This is a genomic window from Pseudomonas sp. S2_E01 (genome assembly GCF_054668365.1).
In genome coordinates this window covers 4,365,626-4,381,243 of the sequence record NZ_CP162762.1, presented here as the reverse complement: position 1 = coordinate 4,381,243, position 15,618 = coordinate 4,365,626, and the positions used below count along the sequence as shown (strand labels likewise).

General features: G+C 59.8%; 17 protein-coding genes. 8 read left to right on the top strand and 9 right to left on the bottom strand.

Annotated elements, in window-relative coordinates:
* The first annotated feature begins 35 nt into the window (after nt 1-35).
* A complete protein-coding gene (recA, locus tag AB4O36_RS20375; RefSeq protein ID WP_460117482.1) occupies nt 36-1,094 on the top strand; it encodes a recombinase RecA in 1,059 nt (352 codons plus the stop codon).
* 8 nt (nt 1,095-1,102) lie between these two features.
* Nucleotides 1,103-1,570, top strand: a complete 468-nt coding sequence (gene recX, locus AB4O36_RS20370; protein ID WP_460117480.1) for a recombination regulator RecX — start codon at nt 1,103-1,105, stop codon at nt 1,568-1,570.
* Nucleotides 1,571-1,611: 41 nt separating this feature from the next.
* Here recX and AB4O36_RS20365 read toward each other — a convergent pair whose 3' ends face one another.
* On the bottom strand, nt 1,612-2,730 hold the full coding sequence (locus AB4O36_RS20365) for an LOG family protein (RefSeq protein ID WP_460117479.1): 1,119 nt from the start codon (nt 2,728-2,730) through the stop codon (nt 1,612-1,614).
* 336 nt (nt 2,731-3,066) lie between these two features.
* Here AB4O36_RS20365 and AB4O36_RS20360 point away from each other — a divergent pair, with 336 nt between their 5' ends.
* On the top strand, nt 3,067-3,261 hold the full coding sequence (locus tag AB4O36_RS20360; protein WP_460117477.1) for a hypothetical protein: 195 nt from the start codon (nt 3,067-3,069) through the stop codon (nt 3,259-3,261).
* 1 nt (nt 3,262) lies between these two features.
* Here AB4O36_RS20360 and AB4O36_RS20355 read toward each other — a convergent pair whose 3' ends face one another.
* On the bottom strand, nt 3,263-3,688 hold the full coding sequence (locus tag AB4O36_RS20355; RefSeq protein WP_460117475.1) for a PA3611 family quorum-sensing-regulated virulence factor: 426 nt from the start codon (nt 3,686-3,688) through the stop codon (nt 3,263-3,265).
* A 186-nt stretch (nt 3,689-3,874) separates the two neighbouring features.
* On the opposite strand from AB4O36_RS20355, the gene AB4O36_RS20350 reads away from it, so the two are divergent.
* The 3 genes from AB4O36_RS20350 to AB4O36_RS20340 all read left to right on the top strand — a co-directional run bounded on the left by AB4O36_RS20350 (nt 3,875) and on the right by AB4O36_RS20340 (nt 5,905).
* A complete protein-coding gene (locus AB4O36_RS20350; protein WP_460117473.1) occupies nt 3,875-4,618 on the top strand; it encodes a tRNA-uridine aminocarboxypropyltransferase in 744 nt (247 codons plus the stop codon).
* Between the two features lie 197 nt (nt 4,619-4,815).
* Nucleotides 4,816-5,466: a response regulator transcription factor ErdR gene (gene erdR, locus AB4O36_RS20345; RefSeq protein ID WP_460117471.1), complete on the top strand. Its 651-nt coding sequence runs from the start codon at nt 4,816-4,818 to the stop codon at nt 5,464-5,466.
* Nucleotides 5,467-5,542: 76 nt separating this feature from the next.
* Nucleotides 5,543-5,905, top strand: coding sequence for a diacylglycerol kinase (locus tag AB4O36_RS20340; RefSeq protein ID WP_460117469.1), 363 nt, complete (start codon nt 5,543-5,545; stop codon nt 5,903-5,905).
* On the opposite strand, the gene AB4O36_RS20335 is transcribed toward AB4O36_RS20340, so the two are convergent.
* Nucleotides 5,902-6,828, bottom strand: a complete 927-nt coding sequence (locus tag AB4O36_RS20335) for a LysR family transcriptional regulator (protein ID WP_460117468.1) — start codon at nt 6,826-6,828, stop codon at nt 5,902-5,904. The two genes, AB4O36_RS20340 and AB4O36_RS20335, sit on opposite strands and share 4 nt — an antisense overlap.
* 136 nt (nt 6,829-6,964) lie before the next feature.
* Between AB4O36_RS20335 and fpr the strand changes: the two genes are divergently transcribed.
* Entirely contained in the window at nt 6,965-7,744 is a 780-nt protein-coding gene (fpr, locus tag AB4O36_RS20330; protein WP_003184787.1) for a ferredoxin-NADP reductase, read from the top strand.
* 176 nt (nt 7,745-7,920) lie between these two features.
* Here fpr and tsaA read toward each other — a convergent pair whose 3' ends face one another.
* The 6 genes from tsaA to rimO form a co-directional block, all read right to left on the bottom strand.
* Entirely contained in the window at nt 7,921-8,616 is a 696-nt protein-coding gene (gene tsaA, locus AB4O36_RS20325) for a tRNA (N6-threonylcarbamoyladenosine(37)-N6)-methyltransferase TrmO (RefSeq protein WP_460117465.1), read from the bottom strand.
* Nucleotides 8,617-8,782: 166 nt separating this feature from the next.
* Entirely contained in the window at nt 8,783-9,553 is a 771-nt protein-coding gene (locus AB4O36_RS20320) for an SDR family oxidoreductase (protein ID WP_460117463.1), read from the bottom strand.
* Between the two features lie 179 nt (nt 9,554-9,732).
* Nucleotides 9,733-10,200, bottom strand: coding sequence for a YehS family protein (locus tag AB4O36_RS20315; RefSeq protein WP_460117462.1), 468 nt, complete (start codon nt 10,198-10,200; stop codon nt 9,733-9,735).
* A 73-nt stretch (nt 10,201-10,273) separates the two neighbouring features.
* Nucleotides 10,274-10,984 carry an rRNA pseudouridine synthase gene (locus AB4O36_RS20310; RefSeq protein WP_460117460.1) on the bottom strand — a complete coding sequence of 237 codons (711 nt, stop codon included), beginning with the start codon at nt 10,982-10,984 and terminating at the stop codon, nt 10,274-10,276.
* Nucleotides 10,985-11,132: 148 nt separating this feature from the next.
* Complete coding sequence (locus AB4O36_RS20305; protein WP_460117458.1) at nt 11,133-11,606, bottom strand: GNAT family N-acetyltransferase; 474 nt, start codon at nt 11,604-11,606, stop codon at nt 11,133-11,135.
* A gap of 111 nt (nt 11,607-11,717) precedes the next feature.
* Complete coding sequence (rimO, locus tag AB4O36_RS20300; protein WP_460117456.1) at nt 11,718-13,055, bottom strand: 30S ribosomal protein S12 methylthiotransferase RimO; 1,338 nt, start codon at nt 13,053-13,055, stop codon at nt 11,718-11,720.
* 275 nt (nt 13,056-13,330) lie between these two features.
* Here rimO and AB4O36_RS20295 point away from each other — a divergent pair, with 275 nt between their 5' ends.
* Complete coding sequence (locus AB4O36_RS20295) at nt 13,331-15,232, top strand: potassium transporter Kup (RefSeq protein WP_460117454.1); 1,902 nt, start codon at nt 13,331-13,333, stop codon at nt 15,230-15,232.
* Nucleotides 15,233-15,618 lie beyond the last annotated feature (386 nt).

The window sequence follows — 15,618 nt, the reverse complement described above, 5'->3', positions numbered from 1 at the left end:
GGCCGTCAGGCCTTATTGATTACGTGAGGACTTTAATGGACGACAACAAGAAGAAAGCCTTGGCTGCGGCCCTGGGTCAGATCGAACGTCAATTCGGCAAGGGTGCCGTAATGCGTATGGGCGATCAAGACCGTCAGGCGATCCCATCCATCTCCACTGGCTCTCTGGGTCTGGACATTGCACTCGGCATTGGCGGCCTGCCAAAAGGTCGTATCGTTGAAATCTACGGTCCTGAATCTTCCGGTAAAACCACACTGACCCTGTCGGTGATCGCCCAGGCTCAAAAAGCCGGCGCCACCTGCGCGTTCGTTGACGCCGAGCACGCCCTCGACCCTGAGTACGCCGGCAAGCTGGGCGTCAACGTCGACGACCTGCTGGTTTCCCAGCCGGACACCGGCGAGCAGGCCCTGGAAATCACCGACATGCTGGTGCGTTCCAACGCCGTTGACGTGATCATCGTCGACTCTGTGGCAGCATTGGTGCCAAAGGCTGAAATCGAAGGCGAAATGGGTGACATGCACGTGGGCCTGCAAGCCCGTCTGATGTCCCAGGCGCTGCGTAAAATCACCGGTAACATCAAGAACGCCAACTGCCTGGTGATTTTCATCAACCAGATCCGTATGAAAATCGGCGTGATGTTCGGCAGCCCGGAAACCACCACCGGTGGTAACGCGCTGAAGTTCTATGCATCGGTTCGTCTGGACATCCGTCGTACTGGCGCGGTGAAAGAAGGTGATGAAGTCGTCGGTAGCGAAACCCGCGTCAAGGTTGTGAAGAACAAGGTAGCTTCGCCGTTCCGCCAGGCTGAGTTCCAGATTCTTTACGGCAAGGGCATCTACCTCAACGGTGAGATGATCGACCTGGGTGTGCTGCACGGTTTCGTCGAGAAATCCGGTGCCTGGTATGCCTACAACGGCACCAAGATCGGCCAAGGTAAAGCCAACTCGGCCAAGTTCCTGGCGGATAACCCGGAAATTGCGGCGACCCTCGAGAAGCAACTGCGCGACAAACTGTTGTCTACCTCCGTGGTAGCGGATGCCAAGGCATCTGCGGTCAAAGAGACCGAAGACGATCTGGCCGACGCTGATATCTGATTGATCCGATGACCGCCGTACTCGATACACTCGTCGCGGTGCGGCGAACCGCAATGGACCTGCTCGCGCGACGCGAGCACGGTCGGGTTGAGCTGACGCGTAAACTGCGTCAGCGCGGCGCCCTCCCTGAAATGATCGAAACAGCGCTCGACCGGCTAACGGAAGAGGGCCTGTTGTCCGAATCCCGTTACCTCGAAAGCTTTGTCTCCTACCGTGCCCGATCCGGTTACGGCCCCTTGCGGATTCGCGAGGAGCTGAGTCAGCGTGGCCTGCAACGTAACGATATCGAACAGGCATTGCGCGAGAGCGGTATCGACTGGCAGGAACAACTTCAAGATACCTGGCGACGCAAATTTTCCGGGCATTTGCCGATAGACGTGAAGGAGCGTGCCAAACAAGGCCGCTTCCTGAGTTATCGGGGGTTTTCCATGGACATGATCAGCCGCTTGTTCAGCGGTCGAGGGATGGACGATTGAATGAAACGGCTCGCTAGTGATAGCGGGCCGTTTTTTTTGCCTCACGTCACCTTCAAGGGTTCGCGGGTGCGCTGTGGAGCCAGGGGTGTGGACTGGGCCCAGTTTTCCGAGAGGTTGATGTAGTCCACCAGCTCCCGTAGTCGACCATGATTGCGCGCATTGAAGGTGAACGTCAGGCGCGCCAGGTGGCTGAACTGCGCGTCGTCCTGTTCTTCACCGCTGTAGGCGTGCTGGTGGAAGTGATCGCTCAGGCACAAGTCGGCGAAGGCGTGTTGCATGTGCTCCATCGCTTCGTCGCTGAGGGCGTGGTTCATGCGGATCACGAACTGATGCTTGAGCCAGCGGGTGGAGTGGAAGTTGCTGTAGAACTGGTTGATATGCTCTACCGCCTCTTCGACGGTGTAGACCAGGCTCACCAGCTTCAGGTCGGTGGGCAGGATGTAGCGATTTTCCTCCAGTTGATGACGGATAAAGTCCAGCGCGCCGTTCCAGAACTGGCCGCCTGGCGCATCCAGCAGCACCACCGGAACCAGCGGGCTTTTACCGGTCTGGATCAGCGTCAGCACTTCCAGCGCTTCATCCAGGGTACCGAAACCGCCAGGGCACAGGACCAGCGCATCGGCTTCCTTGACGAAGAAGAGCTTGCGGGTAAAGAAAAAGTGGAAGGGCAGCAGGTTGGTGGTGCCATTCACGGTAGGGTTGGCATGTTGCTCGAAGGGCAGGGTGATGTTGAATCCAAGGCTGTGTTCCAGCCCCGCGCCTTCGTGCGCTGCCGCCATGATGCCGCCGCCTGCGCCGGTGATCACCATCAGGTCAGAGCGGGCCAGTGCGGCGCCGAGTTCCCGGGCCATGGCGTATAGCGGGTGTTCCACCGGAGTACGGGCTGAGCCGAAAACCGTGACTTTACGCCGCCCCCGGTACTGTTCGAGTACACGGAACGCCTGCTCGAGTTCACGCAGGGCCTGCAGAGTGATTTTGGCGTTCCAGCGGTTGTGGTCTTCCTGGGCCATGCGCAGCACAGTCAGGATCATGTCGCGGTAGATCGGGAGGTTCGGGCTGTTGGGTGAAACCAGGCTGAGTTGTTCTTCGACCTTGCTGACGAGGTCGTGGCCGCTTTCTGCGAAATGACGGTTCAGGAGGTCATTCGGTTGGTAAGGCATCAATGTCTCCTTCCATTCAGGCAGTGTTCCTTGGGTAAAGGCGCATCGCAAGGCGTCAATCGGGCAGCCCCCCTCGCCGCCCTTGATATGAATGTGGATAGAGTGAATCTAGACCCTCGCGATGGATTGCGCTGCTTGATCATTGCGCCGCAAAGTCTTTCCTGGCAACCGCTTATTGAATAATTGCAAGGTGCTATCACCGCTCGTCCGAACGTGCGCCGAGTGTTGAAGGGTCTGATTTACTAAATTACAGGTGTGACACGACAACTTTGCGTCAAAGGCAGGGCGCGCGATACGAGCGGGTGAGGATTTCAAAGTGCATGGAGGCGGTAGACCATGACCAGAATCATTCTGGAGATCGATACGCAACTGTATCGATTATTGGAGTCGTCGGCCGAGACCCATCATTTGAGTCTCGAGGAGGAGTGTTACCGACGTCTGGAGGGCGGGGAACGACGGTCTCAGTATTTGCAGGCCCTGGTCGCAGAATTGCGCGCCGAGGACGAGCAGCGGCGCGCCAATTCTCGATGAATCACTTTTTCTTCGCAGGCGCGGCTTTCGGGCAATCCGATTCCTGGAAGCTGGCCGAGCCGACCGGACGGTTGGTTTTCACCTCGGTGAAGTCGTAACGCATGACTGCGCCCTTGGCCATCAGCTTGCGGAACCCCGGGTTGTTGCAAACCGAGGAGCCAAGCTGGAAATACACAGTCTTGGGGTCGGACCGCATCTTCTGGGCGTGGCTGCTCTGCACGCTCAAATGGTTGATCAGCACGTTGCCTTCGGCGGTATAACCCTGATCGAGAATGTCTTCGTTGATCGCCCGAGGCGTGCCGACGCTGCTTTGTGCGGCGACGTTGCGCAGCTCTCGGTTGAGATTCTGCTCACTCAAGGACGCAGCCTGAGCGTTGAAGGACGCCGCCAGCACAATGGCTGCGGTGGGAACGATAAGGCGCAACATGAAACTCTCCTGTTCAGTGACTGGTGCTTCGACCCGTCACGTGACTGTGCGTTCAGTGGCCGCGAATTATAGGGGAGGTGGTTGTTCCCGGTACAGGCTTGCGCGGGCGGCTCTGATAAACTGCCAGCCTTTCCTGCCCCGAGTACCGTTCGTGACGATTTTCCCTGTTTGCCGGTCTTGCCCACGATGAATCACGCCCCCAACGCCGTAGCCCGCTTGCGCGACCAGCGCGAGGAGGAGGGCATCAAGCCACTTCAGGCCCGTGGCTGGCGTGCGCCACGTTGCCATGACTGCCGGGTGATCGTGAGTCATTGTCTGTGCGCCTGGCGACCGCAGGTCCAGACCCGTTCCGGCGTGTGCCTGATCATGACCAACAAGGAAGTGTTCAAACCGAGCAACACCGGGTGGCTGATCGCAGACGTGGTGCGCGACAACCATGCATTTATCTGGTCACGCACCGAGCCCGACCCGCAACTGCTGGCATTGCTCGCAGATCCGCAATGGCAACCGTATCTGGTGTTCCCGGGGGAGTATGTCGAGCCGCAACGGGTGACCAACACGGTCGAAGTCGATAGCACCCGGCGGCCGTTGTTCATCCTGCTGGACGCGACCTGGACCGAGGCACGGAAGATATTCCGCAAGAGCCCGTATTTCGACGCGCTGCCGATTCTCAGCCTGCTCCCTGAAAAGATGTCGCGTTATCGCCTGCGCCGCTCCACCCGCAGCGAGCATCTGTGCACGGCCGAAGTGGCGGCCTTGTGCCTGGAACTGGCAGGCGATGTCGATGCCGCATCGGCGCTGAGCGCCTATTTCGACGTGTTCAGCCAACATTACCTGGATGCCAAGCACCAGTTGGAAATGAATGTCGGCACACCGGCCCATGCGGAGCTGATGCCCTTCGTGCCGAACAGCGCCGCTGCCACTGGTTGATTGTCGCCCATACTGCAAAGAACTGTAGCGCCCAGGCACCTTGACCACCCCGGTTTCGCTGGGCATGCTTGGCGCCGATCAGGATGCGGCACGCCGCATTTTTACGTGAACGGTCACGTATTCGGCGCCGAACGCGCCCTGTGGGTGCAGCTCCGTGGTTGTGCCTTAGTTGTTAGAAGAACAGGATCATTTGAAAAATGGCCACATACGAAATCCTGATTGCCGATGACCACCCGCTTTTTCGTAGCGCCCTGCACCAGGCGTTGACCATGGGCCTTGGCCCGAATGTGCGCCTGGTGGAAGTGGCCAGTATTGCCGAACTGGAAACCCGCCTCGATGAAAAATCCGATTGGGATCTGGTGCTGCTGGACCTGAACATGCCGGGTGCCTACGGATTTTCCGGGTTGGTACTGCTGCGTGGCCAGTACCCGCAAATTCCGGTGGTGATGGTCTCGGCCCAGGAAGAGGCCTCGATCATGGTCAAATCCCGTGAGTTCGGCGCCAGTGGCTTCATTCCCAAGTCCAGTGACCTGAGCGTGATTCAGAAAGCCGTACGGGCGGTGCTCGATGGCGATGTATTCTGGCCGCCCCAGGCATTTGAAGCGGTCAGCGTTTCCGAAGAGGCGAAAGCCGCGAGTGAAGGCTTGGCCAGCTTGACGCCCCAGCAGTTCCGGGTGCTGACCATGGTTTGCGAAGGGTTGCTGAACAAGCAGATTGCCTACGAACTGAGCGTGTCCGAGGCGACGATCAAGGCTCACGTGACGGCGATTTTCCGTAAGCTGAATGTGCGGACCCGCACCCAGGCGGCGCTGCTTCTGCAACAACTTGAGTCAATTTCGAGCCCGTGAGGCGTGGCGTCTTCACGCTTTTTTGACTTGGGTTGAACTAGCTTCTCCACTCTTTTTTTGGTCAGTTGCCACGCTTATGTCCCCTTTTAAAGGCCAGACCGGCCTGAAACGCATCCTGAACGCCTCCGGTTACTCGCTGGACGGCCTGCGCGCCGCTTTCACCGGCGAAGCCGCTTTTCGCCAACTGGTGCTGCTCAATGTCATCCTGATCCCGCTTTCGTTCTTCCTGAACGTCAGCCGTGTCGAGCGAGCCGTGTTGATTGCAGTGTGTCTATTGGCCTTGATCGTCGAGTTGCTCAACTCGGCGGTGGAAGCGGCCATTGACCGCATCTCCCTTGAGCTGCACCCCTTGTCCAAAAATGCCAAGGACATGGGCAGTGCAGCCCAACTGGTGGCGCTGACCATGATCGCGCTGGTGTGGGGTGTGATCCTGCTCTAGGCGATGGGCGGCAAAACGATCTCGTCGCTGCGCTGAACACCTGCAGTGAAGGCGCGGCACAGGTCGAGGAATTCACGCATTGCCGAAGTCTGGTATTTCTGTTTGTGCCAGATGAAATAGAACTGCCGAGCCAGGTCCAGGTCCGGGGTCTCCACGGGCACCAGGCTGCCGCGGCGAAACGCGTCGCGCAGCGCCAGGCGTGAGATACAGCCAATTCCCAGTCCGGACTCCACTGCGCGCTTGATGGCCTCGGTATGCTCCAGCTCCAGGCGGATGTTCAGAGCGCTGCGGTGGTGGCGCATGGCCTGGTCGAAGGTCAGCCGCGTCCCGGAGCCCTGCTCGCGCAGAATCCAGGCCTCAACGCTGAGCTCTTCCATGGTCGCGGTGCCACGGATCGCCAGGGGATGCTGTGGGGCGCAGAACACCACCAGTTCATCTTCGACCCAGCTTTGCACTTCGATATCCGGGTGGTTGCAATCACCCTCGATTAGACCCAGATCAATTTCATAGTGCGCGACCTGTTGCACAATGTTGGCAGTGTTCTGCACGTGCAGCTTCACCTGGCTCTCCGGATGGCGCTGCATGAAGCTTCCGATGAGCAAGGTGGCGAGGTAGTTGCCGATGGTCAGTGTCGCGCCGACCGCGAGCGAGCCGAATCCCGACTTGCCGTTGAGCAAATCCTCGATCTCCTTTGATTGGTCGAGCAGTGCTACCGCTTGTGGCAGCAACTGTTTACCGAGTGCGTTAAGGCTCAGCCGTTTGCCGGCTCGGTCGAACAGCTGGCAGCTTGACTGACGCTCCAGCTCGGTGATTGAGGTGCTCGCCGCCGATTGCGAGAGATTGAGCAGGCCCGCAGCACGGGAAACGCTCTCCTGCTGGGCGACGGCAACGAAGACTTGAAGCTGACGGAGAGTAAATCGCATATCTATATAACCGATAACCCTTATCTTAATAATCCAGTTAACAGATATTGTCGTCGCGATTAGAATACGTTGCAATTGCGCACAGCACTTTCGCCAACGCTTCAGGCGCAGACCCATCTCCAGGAGTCCCACGTACATGAGCAACATGAACCACGAGCGTGTCCTCAGTGTTCACCACTGGAACGACACTCTGTTCAGCTTCAAGTGCACCCGCGATCCGGGCCTGCGCTTCGAGAACGGTCAGTTCGTGATGATCGGCCTGCAACAACCCAACGGCCGCCCGCTTATGCGTGCTTACTCGATCGCCAGCCCGAACTGGGAAGAGCATCTGGAGTTCTTCAGCATCAAGGTGCCTGATGGCCCGCTGACTTCCCAGTTGCAGCACCTGAAGGAAGGCGACGAGATCATCATCAGCAAGAAGCCTACCGGCACGCTGGTACTGGACGACTTGAAGCCTGGCAAACATTTGTACCTGCTCAGCACCGGTACTGGCCTGGCGCCGTTCATGAGCGTCATCCAGGACCCGGAAACCTACGAGCGTTTCGAAAAAGTGATCCTGTGCCACGGCGTCCGTTACGTCAACGAAGTCGCCTACCGCGAATTCATCACCGAGCACCTGCCACAGAACGAGTTCTTCGGCGAGGCGCTGCGTGACAAGTTGATCTACTACCCGACCGTGACCCGCGAGCCATTCGAAAACGAAGGCCGCCTGACCGACCTGATGCGCAGCGGCAAGCTGTTCCGCGACATCGGTCTGCCACCGATCAACCCGCAGGACGACCGCGCCATGCTGTGCGGCAGCCCGAGCATGCTCGACGAGACCAGCGAAGTGCTCAACAGCTTCGGTCTGACCGTTTCGCCGCGTATGCGCGAGCCGGGTGACTACCTGATCGAGCGTGCGTTCGTCGAGAAGTAACAGTCGCAGCATCCCGAAACCCGCGTTGCCTCACGGTAACGCGGGTTTTTTTATGCCCGTTCGGCCCTGTAGGAGCGAGTATGCTCCGGGCGGCGTTCCGACGATGGTGGACCAGGCACCGCAGGGTGTCAGGCAGCCAGCGTTATCGTTAACGACCATCGCGAGCATGCTCGCTCCTACAGGGCGGGAACGACTTCCAGCACTCGAATCATCTCCGGCGTCGGGTAATGCCAGCGCACATCCACGTCCCAGAATTGCGCGCCGTATTCGCGCTCGGGGGCGGGCGTCTGGTAGGCCGGCCGTGGGTCCTGCGCCAGGCATTGCTCGATCAGCTCGGTCAAAGGCTCTGCCAGCCGCTGCGCATGGCCGTGGGCCTGTTGCAGCGCGTTCTCTGTCCACTCTACGGCAATCAGTCGCGGTGCTTCGCTGGCGATGCGGTTGCTGGCACCGTCGATGATGTCCGCGTAAGGCACATACGGCTTGATGTCGAGGATCGGCGTGCCATCCAAGAGGTCGATACCCGATATCCACAGGCGGTCGGCCTCGACCTTGTCCAGCTTCACCACCGATTGGCCGATGCCATTGGGCCGATGCGTTGCGCGCGTCGCGAACACCCCCATGGACTTGTTACCGCCCAAGCGAGGAGGGCGGACTTTCAGCCGTGGCTTCTCTTCCAGGGCCTGATGGAACAGGAACAACAGCCACACATGGCTGACCTGCTCCAGCCCTTGCACCGCATCCCCCTGGTCGAAAGGTGCTGCCAGTTCCAGCACGCCACGGGCGGCCGGGGCCAGTTGTGGCTGGCGCGGGATAGCGAATTTCTCCTTGAAGCAGGAGCGCACGAAGCCGATGGGGGAAACGCTGTAGGTCATGGGGTTGTGGTTCGGGGGAAATTGAGTTGGGGATGATAACTCACATGACCTCATGATCGACGTTGGCTGGAAGGGCCTCTTCGCGGGCAAGCCCGCTCCCACAGTTTCTGTGCCCGCCAAATAACCCTGTGGGAGCGGGCTTGCCCGCGATGGGCGCCCCCGAAACTTAGAGACTGAACCCTCCATCCAACGGAATGATGTTCCCGGTCATGTAAGCCCCCGCCGTACTTGCCAGGCTGATCGCCAATGCCGCCATCTCTTCCTCTCGGCCCCAGCGCTTCATCGGAATCAGCGCCGTATCCTCGGCCAGCGCCTGCTCATCATTGCCGATGTGCTGGGTCATCTTGCTGGGGAAGCGCCCCGGTGCGATCACGTTGACGTTGATGTGCTGGCTCACCAGCTCCCGCGCCAGAATCCGCGACAACTGATGCAAGGCCGCTTTGCTCGGTCCGTAGGCGTAGGCCTCTTCACCAAAGGAAGAGATTCCGGCCACCGAGCCAATGTTGATGATCCGGGCGGGATTCTGCGTCGATCCGCCCTTGCGCAACAGCGGCAGCAATTGCTGGATGCAACTGAACACTGACGTCACGTTGAGCTGCATGACCTTCTCCCACCCCTTGACCGGGTAACTCTCCAGTGGCGCGCCCCAGGTCGTGCCGGCGTTGTTCACCAGAATGTCCAGATGGGTGATTTGCTCCTCCAGATGCGTTGCCAGTTGCTGTACGCCTTGCTCGGTGGCGAGGTTGGCGGCCACACCGTGGCACTTGCCAAAAGCGCCCAATTCGTCAGCGGTTTGCTGGCACGCCTCGGCATCCCGGGCGCAGACATACACGGTGGCGCCGGCCTCGACAAAAGCCTTGGCGATCATCTTGCCGATACCACGGGTGCCACCGGTCACGAGGGCGGTGCGGCCTTGCAGGGAAAAGTACGGGTGCATGGCGAATCCTGAGAGCTGAGGGTCAGTACACCCTAGTCGTCAGCCGCGTGCAGCGCAGGGACTATTTTTGCGCGGAATGGGGGGGCCATTCGGCCCAGCTGCAAGCTTTAAGCTTCAAGCCGCAAGAACACGCTTGCAGCTTGCAGCTTGCAGCTTGCAGCTTGCAGCTTAAGGCTGCCTTACGCTCTCACGCGCAGCGTGAGCCCCTTGAGAAAGTTGCGCAGCAACTGGTCGCCACACGGGCGGTAGTTGGTGTGGCCGAACTTGCGAAACAGCGCGCTCAGCTCCGGCTTGGACACCGGGAACTCGGCGGCCTTGAGGATGGCGTGCATGTCATCCTCCTTGAGCTCGAACGCCACGCGCAGCTTTTTCAGGATGATGTTGTTGGTGACCGGTACTTCGATCGGCTGCGGCGGACGGCTTTCGTCCTTGCCACGCTTGAAGATCACCAGACCGTCGAGAAAGTGCGCCATGACCTCGTCCGGGCAGCGAACGAAGCCTTCTTCGTCTTCTTCCTTCTTGTCCAGGTACGCCTTCAGGTCATCAAGCGCCACGTCCATGCCGCCAAGCTTGATGATCTCGATGACTTTCTTGTCGCTGATGTCGAGCATGTAGCGCACGCTGCGCAGTACGTCGTTGTGAATCATGGTGTGCAATCCTGATATCGGCAGTGGGCAGCGCGCTTGAGGCGGTGCCGGAATGTTGGGGGCTTGAGAAGTGTTAGAACTTCTCTTTGCCCGACAGGTAACGCCATTGGCCCAGCGGCACTTTGCCGATGGACACGCCGCCGATGCGAATACGGCGGATGGCGACAGCCTTCAGGCCAACGGCCTGACAGAACAGGGCGATCACGCCCGGTTGGGGGTTCTTCAGGGCAAAGCGCAGGCGGTTTTCGTTCTGCCAACTGGCCTTGACCGACGGCAGTTCCTTGCCTTTGTAAGTCAGGCCGTGCTGCAAGCGGTTCAGGCCGTGCTCGATCATGTCGCCTTCGACATCGACCACATATTCCTGTTCGATCTTCGCGGCGTCGGCAGTGAGCTTGCGCAGGATTTTCCAGTCCTGGGTAAACACCAGCAGGCCGCTGGCATTGGGTTGCAAGTCGGCGCTGGCGGTCAGGCGCAGAAAATGCCCGCGCAAGGGTCGTTTGCCGAAGCGATGTTCTGCGCTCAGGGTCTCGGCGCCCAGGGTCGCCATGGCGGTTTCCACGTCCATGCCCGGTTCGACGTTGAGCAAGAGGGTCACTGGTTCCGGCGCCGTGGCCTTGGCCTCGGGGTCGAGCACAACGGTCTGGGTGCCGACCTTGAACTGCGGCTCATCGATGACCTCGCCGTCCACGGTGACCCAGCCGCCCTCGATGAACAGCTCAGCCTCCCGACGGGAGCAACCGACCAGTTCAATGAGGCGTTTGGAGAGGCGAATCGGGTCAGTCATGACAGGGCCGTAACAAAAAAGGGGTGGGCATTGTACCTGCCTTTTGTGGGAGCGGGCTTGCTCGCGATGGCGGTAGTGCAGTCAATTGATTCGTTGAATGACACAGCGCTATCGCGAGCAAGCCCGCTCCCACAGGGGAAACCGTGTGTCAGGCCTTGCGCGTCAGTTGCTCGGGCTGGCGCAGTCGCATGTGCAGCAGCGGGTACGGCTGCCCCATGCCATCGACCTCGGAGCGGCCAATCACCTCGAAACCCTGCTTGACGTAGAACCCCAGCGCTTGCGGGTTCTGCTCGTTGACGTCCAGCTCATCGGCGTTCAGGTGATCCAAGGCGTAGCGCAGCAACTGCTTGCCCAGGCCCTGGCCACGGTGCGCCGGGTCGATGAACAGCATTTCGATCTTGCCTGCCGCAACCCCGGCGAACCCGGTGATGCGCTGGCGTGAATCCCGGGTGCAGATCAACATCACCGCGTCGAGGTAGCGGGTCAGCACCAAATCCTTCAACAGCTCGATGTAGCTGTCGGGCAAAAAATCATGGGTGGCGCGGACAGAGTCTTCCCAGACTCGGGTCAACTCCAGGTAATCACTTTGTTTCGGCGTGTGGATGACCGAATGTTGGCGCATGGCCAGAGGCCCCTTTGGCAGTGGAGAGTGCGTGTCCTTTCTCTCCATACGATAGCCGTAAAAAAGCCCCGCATCTCGTGCAGAGAGCGGGGCTTTTCGACTTTTTTGCGCTTAGATCTGTTCGGCCCAGAGGTCGTACTCGTCGGCGTCGGTGACTTTGCACCAGACCTTGTCGCCAGGCTTGAGGTTGCTGCCGTTGTCGATGAAGACGTTACCGTCGATTTCCGGGGCATCGAAGAAGCAACGGCCGACTGCGCCTTGCTCGTCGACTTCATCGACCAGCACTTCAATTTCACGGCCGATGCGCATTGCAAGGCGCGCCGAGCTGATGGCTTGCTGGTGTGCCATGAAGCGCTCCCAACGATCCTGCTTGACCTCGTCCGGAACGATTTCCAGGTCCAGGTCGTTGGCCGGGGCACCGTCCACCGGCGAATACTGGAAGCAGCCGACGCGGTCGAGCTGGGCTTCGGTCAGCCAGTTGAGCAGGTACTGGAAGTCCTCTTCGGTTTCGCCGGGGAAGCCGACGATGAAAGTCGAGCGGATGATCAGGTCCGGGCAGATTTCACGCCAGTTCTTGATACGCGCCAGGGTCTTGTCTTCGAAGGCTGGACGCTTCATCGACTTCAGTACTTTCGGACTGGCGTGCTGGAACGGGATGTCCAGGTACGGCAGGATCTTGCCGGCGGCCATCAGCGGGATCAGCTCGTCGACGTGCGGGTATGGATAAACATAGTGCAGACGTACCCAGACACCGAGGGTGCTGAGGGCTTCGCAGAGTTCGGTCATCCGGGTTTTCACCGGCGCGCCGTTCCAGAAACCAGTGCGGTATTTCACGTCGACGCCGTAGGCGCTGGTGTCTTGCGAAATGACCAGCAGCTCCTTGACCCCGGATTTGACCAGGCGCTGGGCCTCGTCGAGCACGTCACCCACCGGACGGCTGACCAGCTTGCCGCGCATCGACGGGATGATGCAGAAGCTGCAGCTATGGTTGCAGCCTTCGGAAATCTTCAGGTACGCGTAGTGGCGTGGGGTCAACTTGATGCCTTGTGGTGGCACGAGGTCGATCAGTGGATTGTGGTCCTGTTTGGGTGGCACGACTTCGTGCACCGCGTTGACCACTTGCTCGTACTGCTGCGGACCGGTCACTGCCAGCACACTTGGGTGCACGTTGCGGATGTTGCCTTCTTCCACGCCCATGCAGCCGGTGACGATCACCTTGCCGTTTTCCTTGATGGCTTCGCCGATCACTTCCAGCGATTCGGCCTTGGCCGAGTCGATGAAGCCGCAGGTGTTGACCACCACCACATCAGCATCCTGGTAAGTGGACACGACGTCATACCCTTCCATGCGCAGCTGGGTCAGGATGCGCTCGGAGTCGACCAGTGCTTTCGGGCAACCCAGGGATACGAAGCCAACTTTTGGATTCGCTGGCGCAGGAGTGGTGGACATGTCTAACCTCGGTATAGGTGCTGCCCGGCCTTCAGGGCGGGCGACAGACGGGCGCTTGGGCGCCTCTGATCAAAAAGTGCGCAATTCTAGCGATGGTACGCGCGCTTGACCAGCTTTATGCAGGGAAAAACGACGAGTGCTGCGCTATGCTTCGCGCCTTTACGCTTTAGCGATTTTTACAGTCAAGAAAACGTCTGTAACAACACGTAAAATATCCGATGCTGCATGCAGGGCATGGCGCTTCTTCGGTTCAGTCTGGGTTTTAGGGGTGGTGGATGGGGCAGGCAAGTACTCACGCGGCAGACGCCGGGCATTCGGCCGCAAAGCCGATCGGCATGTTGGTTGCGGCAGTCGGGGTGGTTTACGGCGATATCGGTACGAGCCCGTTGTACACCCTCAAGGAAGTGTTTTCCGGAGGCTATGGCGTACCCGTCACCCATGATGGCGTGTTGGGCATCCTCGCCCTGATTTTCTGGTCGCTGATCTGGGTCGTCTCGATCAAGTACATGATGTTCGTCCTGCGTGCGGACAACCAGGGCGAGGGCGGAATCATGGCCTTGACCGCCCTGGCTCGTCGGGCGGCGGCCGGGCACCCGAAGCTGCGCACCTTGCTGGTGGTCTGCGGCTTGATCGGTGCGGCGCTTTTTTACGGGGACAGCATGATCACCCCGGCGATTTCCGTGCTGTCGGCGATTGAAGGGCTGGGGCTGGCCTTCGATGGCATCGACCACTGGGTGGTGCCGCTCTCGCTGATCGTGCTGGTGGCGTTGTTCCTGATCCAGCGCCACGGTACGGCGCGCATCGGCATCCTTTTTGGGCCAATCATGGTCACCTGGTTTGTAGTGCTGGGGGCGCTGGGCGTCTACGGGATCCTGCAATACCCGCAGGTGTTGGAGGCAATGAACCCGATATGGGGCGTGCGGTTCTTCATTGTCCATCCAGGCATGGGTGTAGCGATCCTCGGGGCGGTGGTGCTGGCGCTGACCGGTGCCGAAGCGCTGTACGCCGACATGGGCCACTTCGGCCGCAAGCCGATTGCCCGTGCCTGGTTCATCCTGGTGCTGCCGGCGCTGGTGCTCAACTACTTCGGTCAGGGCGCATTGCTGCTCGGTGATCCGGAGGCGGCGCGCAACCCGTTTTATCTGTTGGCGCCGAGCTGGGCGCTGATCCCGCTTGTCGGCCTGTCGACCCTGGCCACGGTGATTGCCTCGCAGGCGGTGATTTCAGGCGCCTTTTCCCTGACCCGGCAAGCCATTCAGCTGGGGTACATCCCGCGCATGCACATCCAGCACACTTCAAGCGCCGAACAGGGCCAGATCTACATCGGTGCGGTGAACTGGTCGCTGATGGTGGGCGTCGTCCTGCTGGTGCTCGGCTTTGAATCGTCCGGTGCCCTGGCCTCGGCCTATGGCGTGGCGGTGACCGGGACCATGTTGATGACGACTATCCTGGTATCCGCCGTGATCCTCTTGCTGTGGAAATGGCCACCGCTGCTGGCGGTCCCGTTGCTGCTCGGTTTCCTGCTGGTGGACGGCCTGTACTTCGCCGCCAACGTGCCAAAAATTGTCCAGGGCGGCGCCTTCCCGGTGATTGCCGGTATCGCCCTGTTCATATTGATGACCACCTGGAAGCGCGGCAAGCAGCTGCTGGTGGAGCGTATGGACGAAGGCGGGCTGCCTTTGCCAATCTTCATTGCCAGCATCCGTGTGCAACCTCCGCACCGCGTCCAGGGCACCGCCGTGTTCCTCACGGCTCGCCCGGACGCCGTGCCCCACGCGCTGTTGCATAACCTGCTGCACAACCAGGTGCTGCACGAGCAGGTGGTGCTGCTGACCGTGGTCTACGAGGACATCCCACGAGTGCCGCCCACCCGGCGCTTCGAGGTCGAAGCCCACGGCGAAGGCTTCTTCCGGGTGATCCTGCACTTCGGCTTCGTAGACGAACCGGACGTGCCGCAGGCGCTGAAGTTGTGCCACCTCGAAGACCTGGATTTCAGCCCGATGCGCACCACCTACTTCCTGAGCCGCGAAACCGTCATCGCCTCCAAACTGGAAGGCATGGCCCGCTGGCGCGAGGGCTTGTTCGCCTTTATGTTGAAGAACGCCAATGGCAACCTGCGCTTCTTCAACCTGCCGCTGAACCGGGTGATCGAGCTGGGGACGCAGGTGGAGATGTAGCGCTTGCTCCCCAACAAAAAGCCCCCGTTGCCTCATCGGTAACGGGGGCTTTTTGTTGGGTGACGTACATTCCCTGTAGGAGCGAGCATGCTCGCGATGGTCTTCAACGATGACACGGGCAGCCTGATACCCCGCGGTGCCCCGGCCTCCATCGCGAGCATGCTCGCTCCTACAGGGAATGGGATCGAACCGAAACTATCCCGTCAAAAACAAGCGCAACAGACATCAAAGTGCCCCAAAAGCGAGATTCGGAGTTGGCCTACAAGGTCCTGGGGCGTCATCCGATATTTTGATGTCGGAAATAAACGCACCCTTCGTTGCGCCCATGCAAGCTCGGGCGTCTCGCTTGCGATGCGCGATATTCAGCGCGATACTCTATGCATAAT

Excerpts from the sequence above, each read along its gene's own strand:
- AB4O36_RS20315 (WP_460117462.1), bottom strand. The coding sequence starts at position 10,200 with ATGATTCACAACGACGTACTGCGCAGCGTGCGCTACATGCTCGACATC.
- AB4O36_RS20320 (WP_460117463.1), bottom strand. The coding sequence starts at position 9,553 with ATGCACCCGTACTTTTCCCTGCAAGGCCGCACCGCCCTCGTGACCGGT.
- recA (WP_460117482.1), top strand. The coding sequence starts at position 36 with ATGGACGACAACAAGAAGAAAGCCTTGGCTGCGGCCCTGGGTCAGATC.
- tsaA (WP_460117465.1), bottom strand. The coding sequence starts at position 8,616 with ATGACCTACAGCGTTTCCCCCATCGGCTTCGTGCGCTCCTGCTTCAAG.
- AB4O36_RS20305 (WP_460117458.1), bottom strand. The coding sequence starts at position 11,606 with ATGCGCCAACATTCGGTCATCCACACGCCGAAACAAAGTGATTACCTG.
- AB4O36_RS20295 (WP_460117454.1), top strand. The coding sequence starts at position 13,331 with ATGGGGCAGGCAAGTACTCACGCGGCAGACGCCGGGCATTCGGCCGCA.
- AB4O36_RS20340 (WP_460117469.1), top strand. The coding sequence starts at position 5,543 with ATGTCCCCTTTTAAAGGCCAGACCGGCCTGAAACGCATCCTGAACGCC.
- AB4O36_RS20360 (WP_460117477.1), top strand. The coding sequence starts at position 3,067 with ATGACCAGAATCATTCTGGAGATCGATACGCAACTGTATCGATTATTG.
- AB4O36_RS20335 (WP_460117468.1), bottom strand. The coding sequence starts at position 6,828 with ATGCGATTTACTCTCCGTCAGCTTCAAGTCTTCGTTGCCGTCGCCCAG.
- erdR (WP_460117471.1), top strand. The coding sequence starts at position 4,816 with ATGGCCACATACGAAATCCTGATTGCCGATGACCACCCGCTTTTTCGT.
- fpr (WP_003184787.1), top strand. The coding sequence starts at position 6,965 with ATGAGCAACATGAACCACGAGCGTGTCCTCAGTGTTCACCACTGGAAC.
- rimO (WP_460117456.1), bottom strand. The coding sequence starts at position 13,055 with ATGTCCACCACTCCTGCGCCAGCGAATCCAAAAGTTGGCTTCGTATCC.
- AB4O36_RS20365 (WP_460117479.1), bottom strand. The coding sequence starts at position 2,730 with ATGCCTTACCAACCGAATGACCTCCTGAACCGTCATTTCGCAGAAAGC.
- AB4O36_RS20350 (WP_460117473.1), top strand. The coding sequence starts at position 3,875 with ATGAATCACGCCCCCAACGCCGTAGCCCGCTTGCGCGACCAGCGCGAG.
- AB4O36_RS20310 (WP_460117460.1), bottom strand. The coding sequence starts at position 10,984 with ATGACTGACCCGATTCGCCTCTCCAAACGCCTCATTGAACTGGTCGGT.
- recX (WP_460117480.1), top strand. The coding sequence starts at position 1,103 with ATGACCGCCGTACTCGATACACTCGTCGCGGTGCGGCGAACCGCAATG.
- AB4O36_RS20355 (WP_460117475.1), bottom strand. The coding sequence starts at position 3,688 with ATGTTGCGCCTTATCGTTCCCACCGCAGCCATTGTGCTGGCGGCGTCC.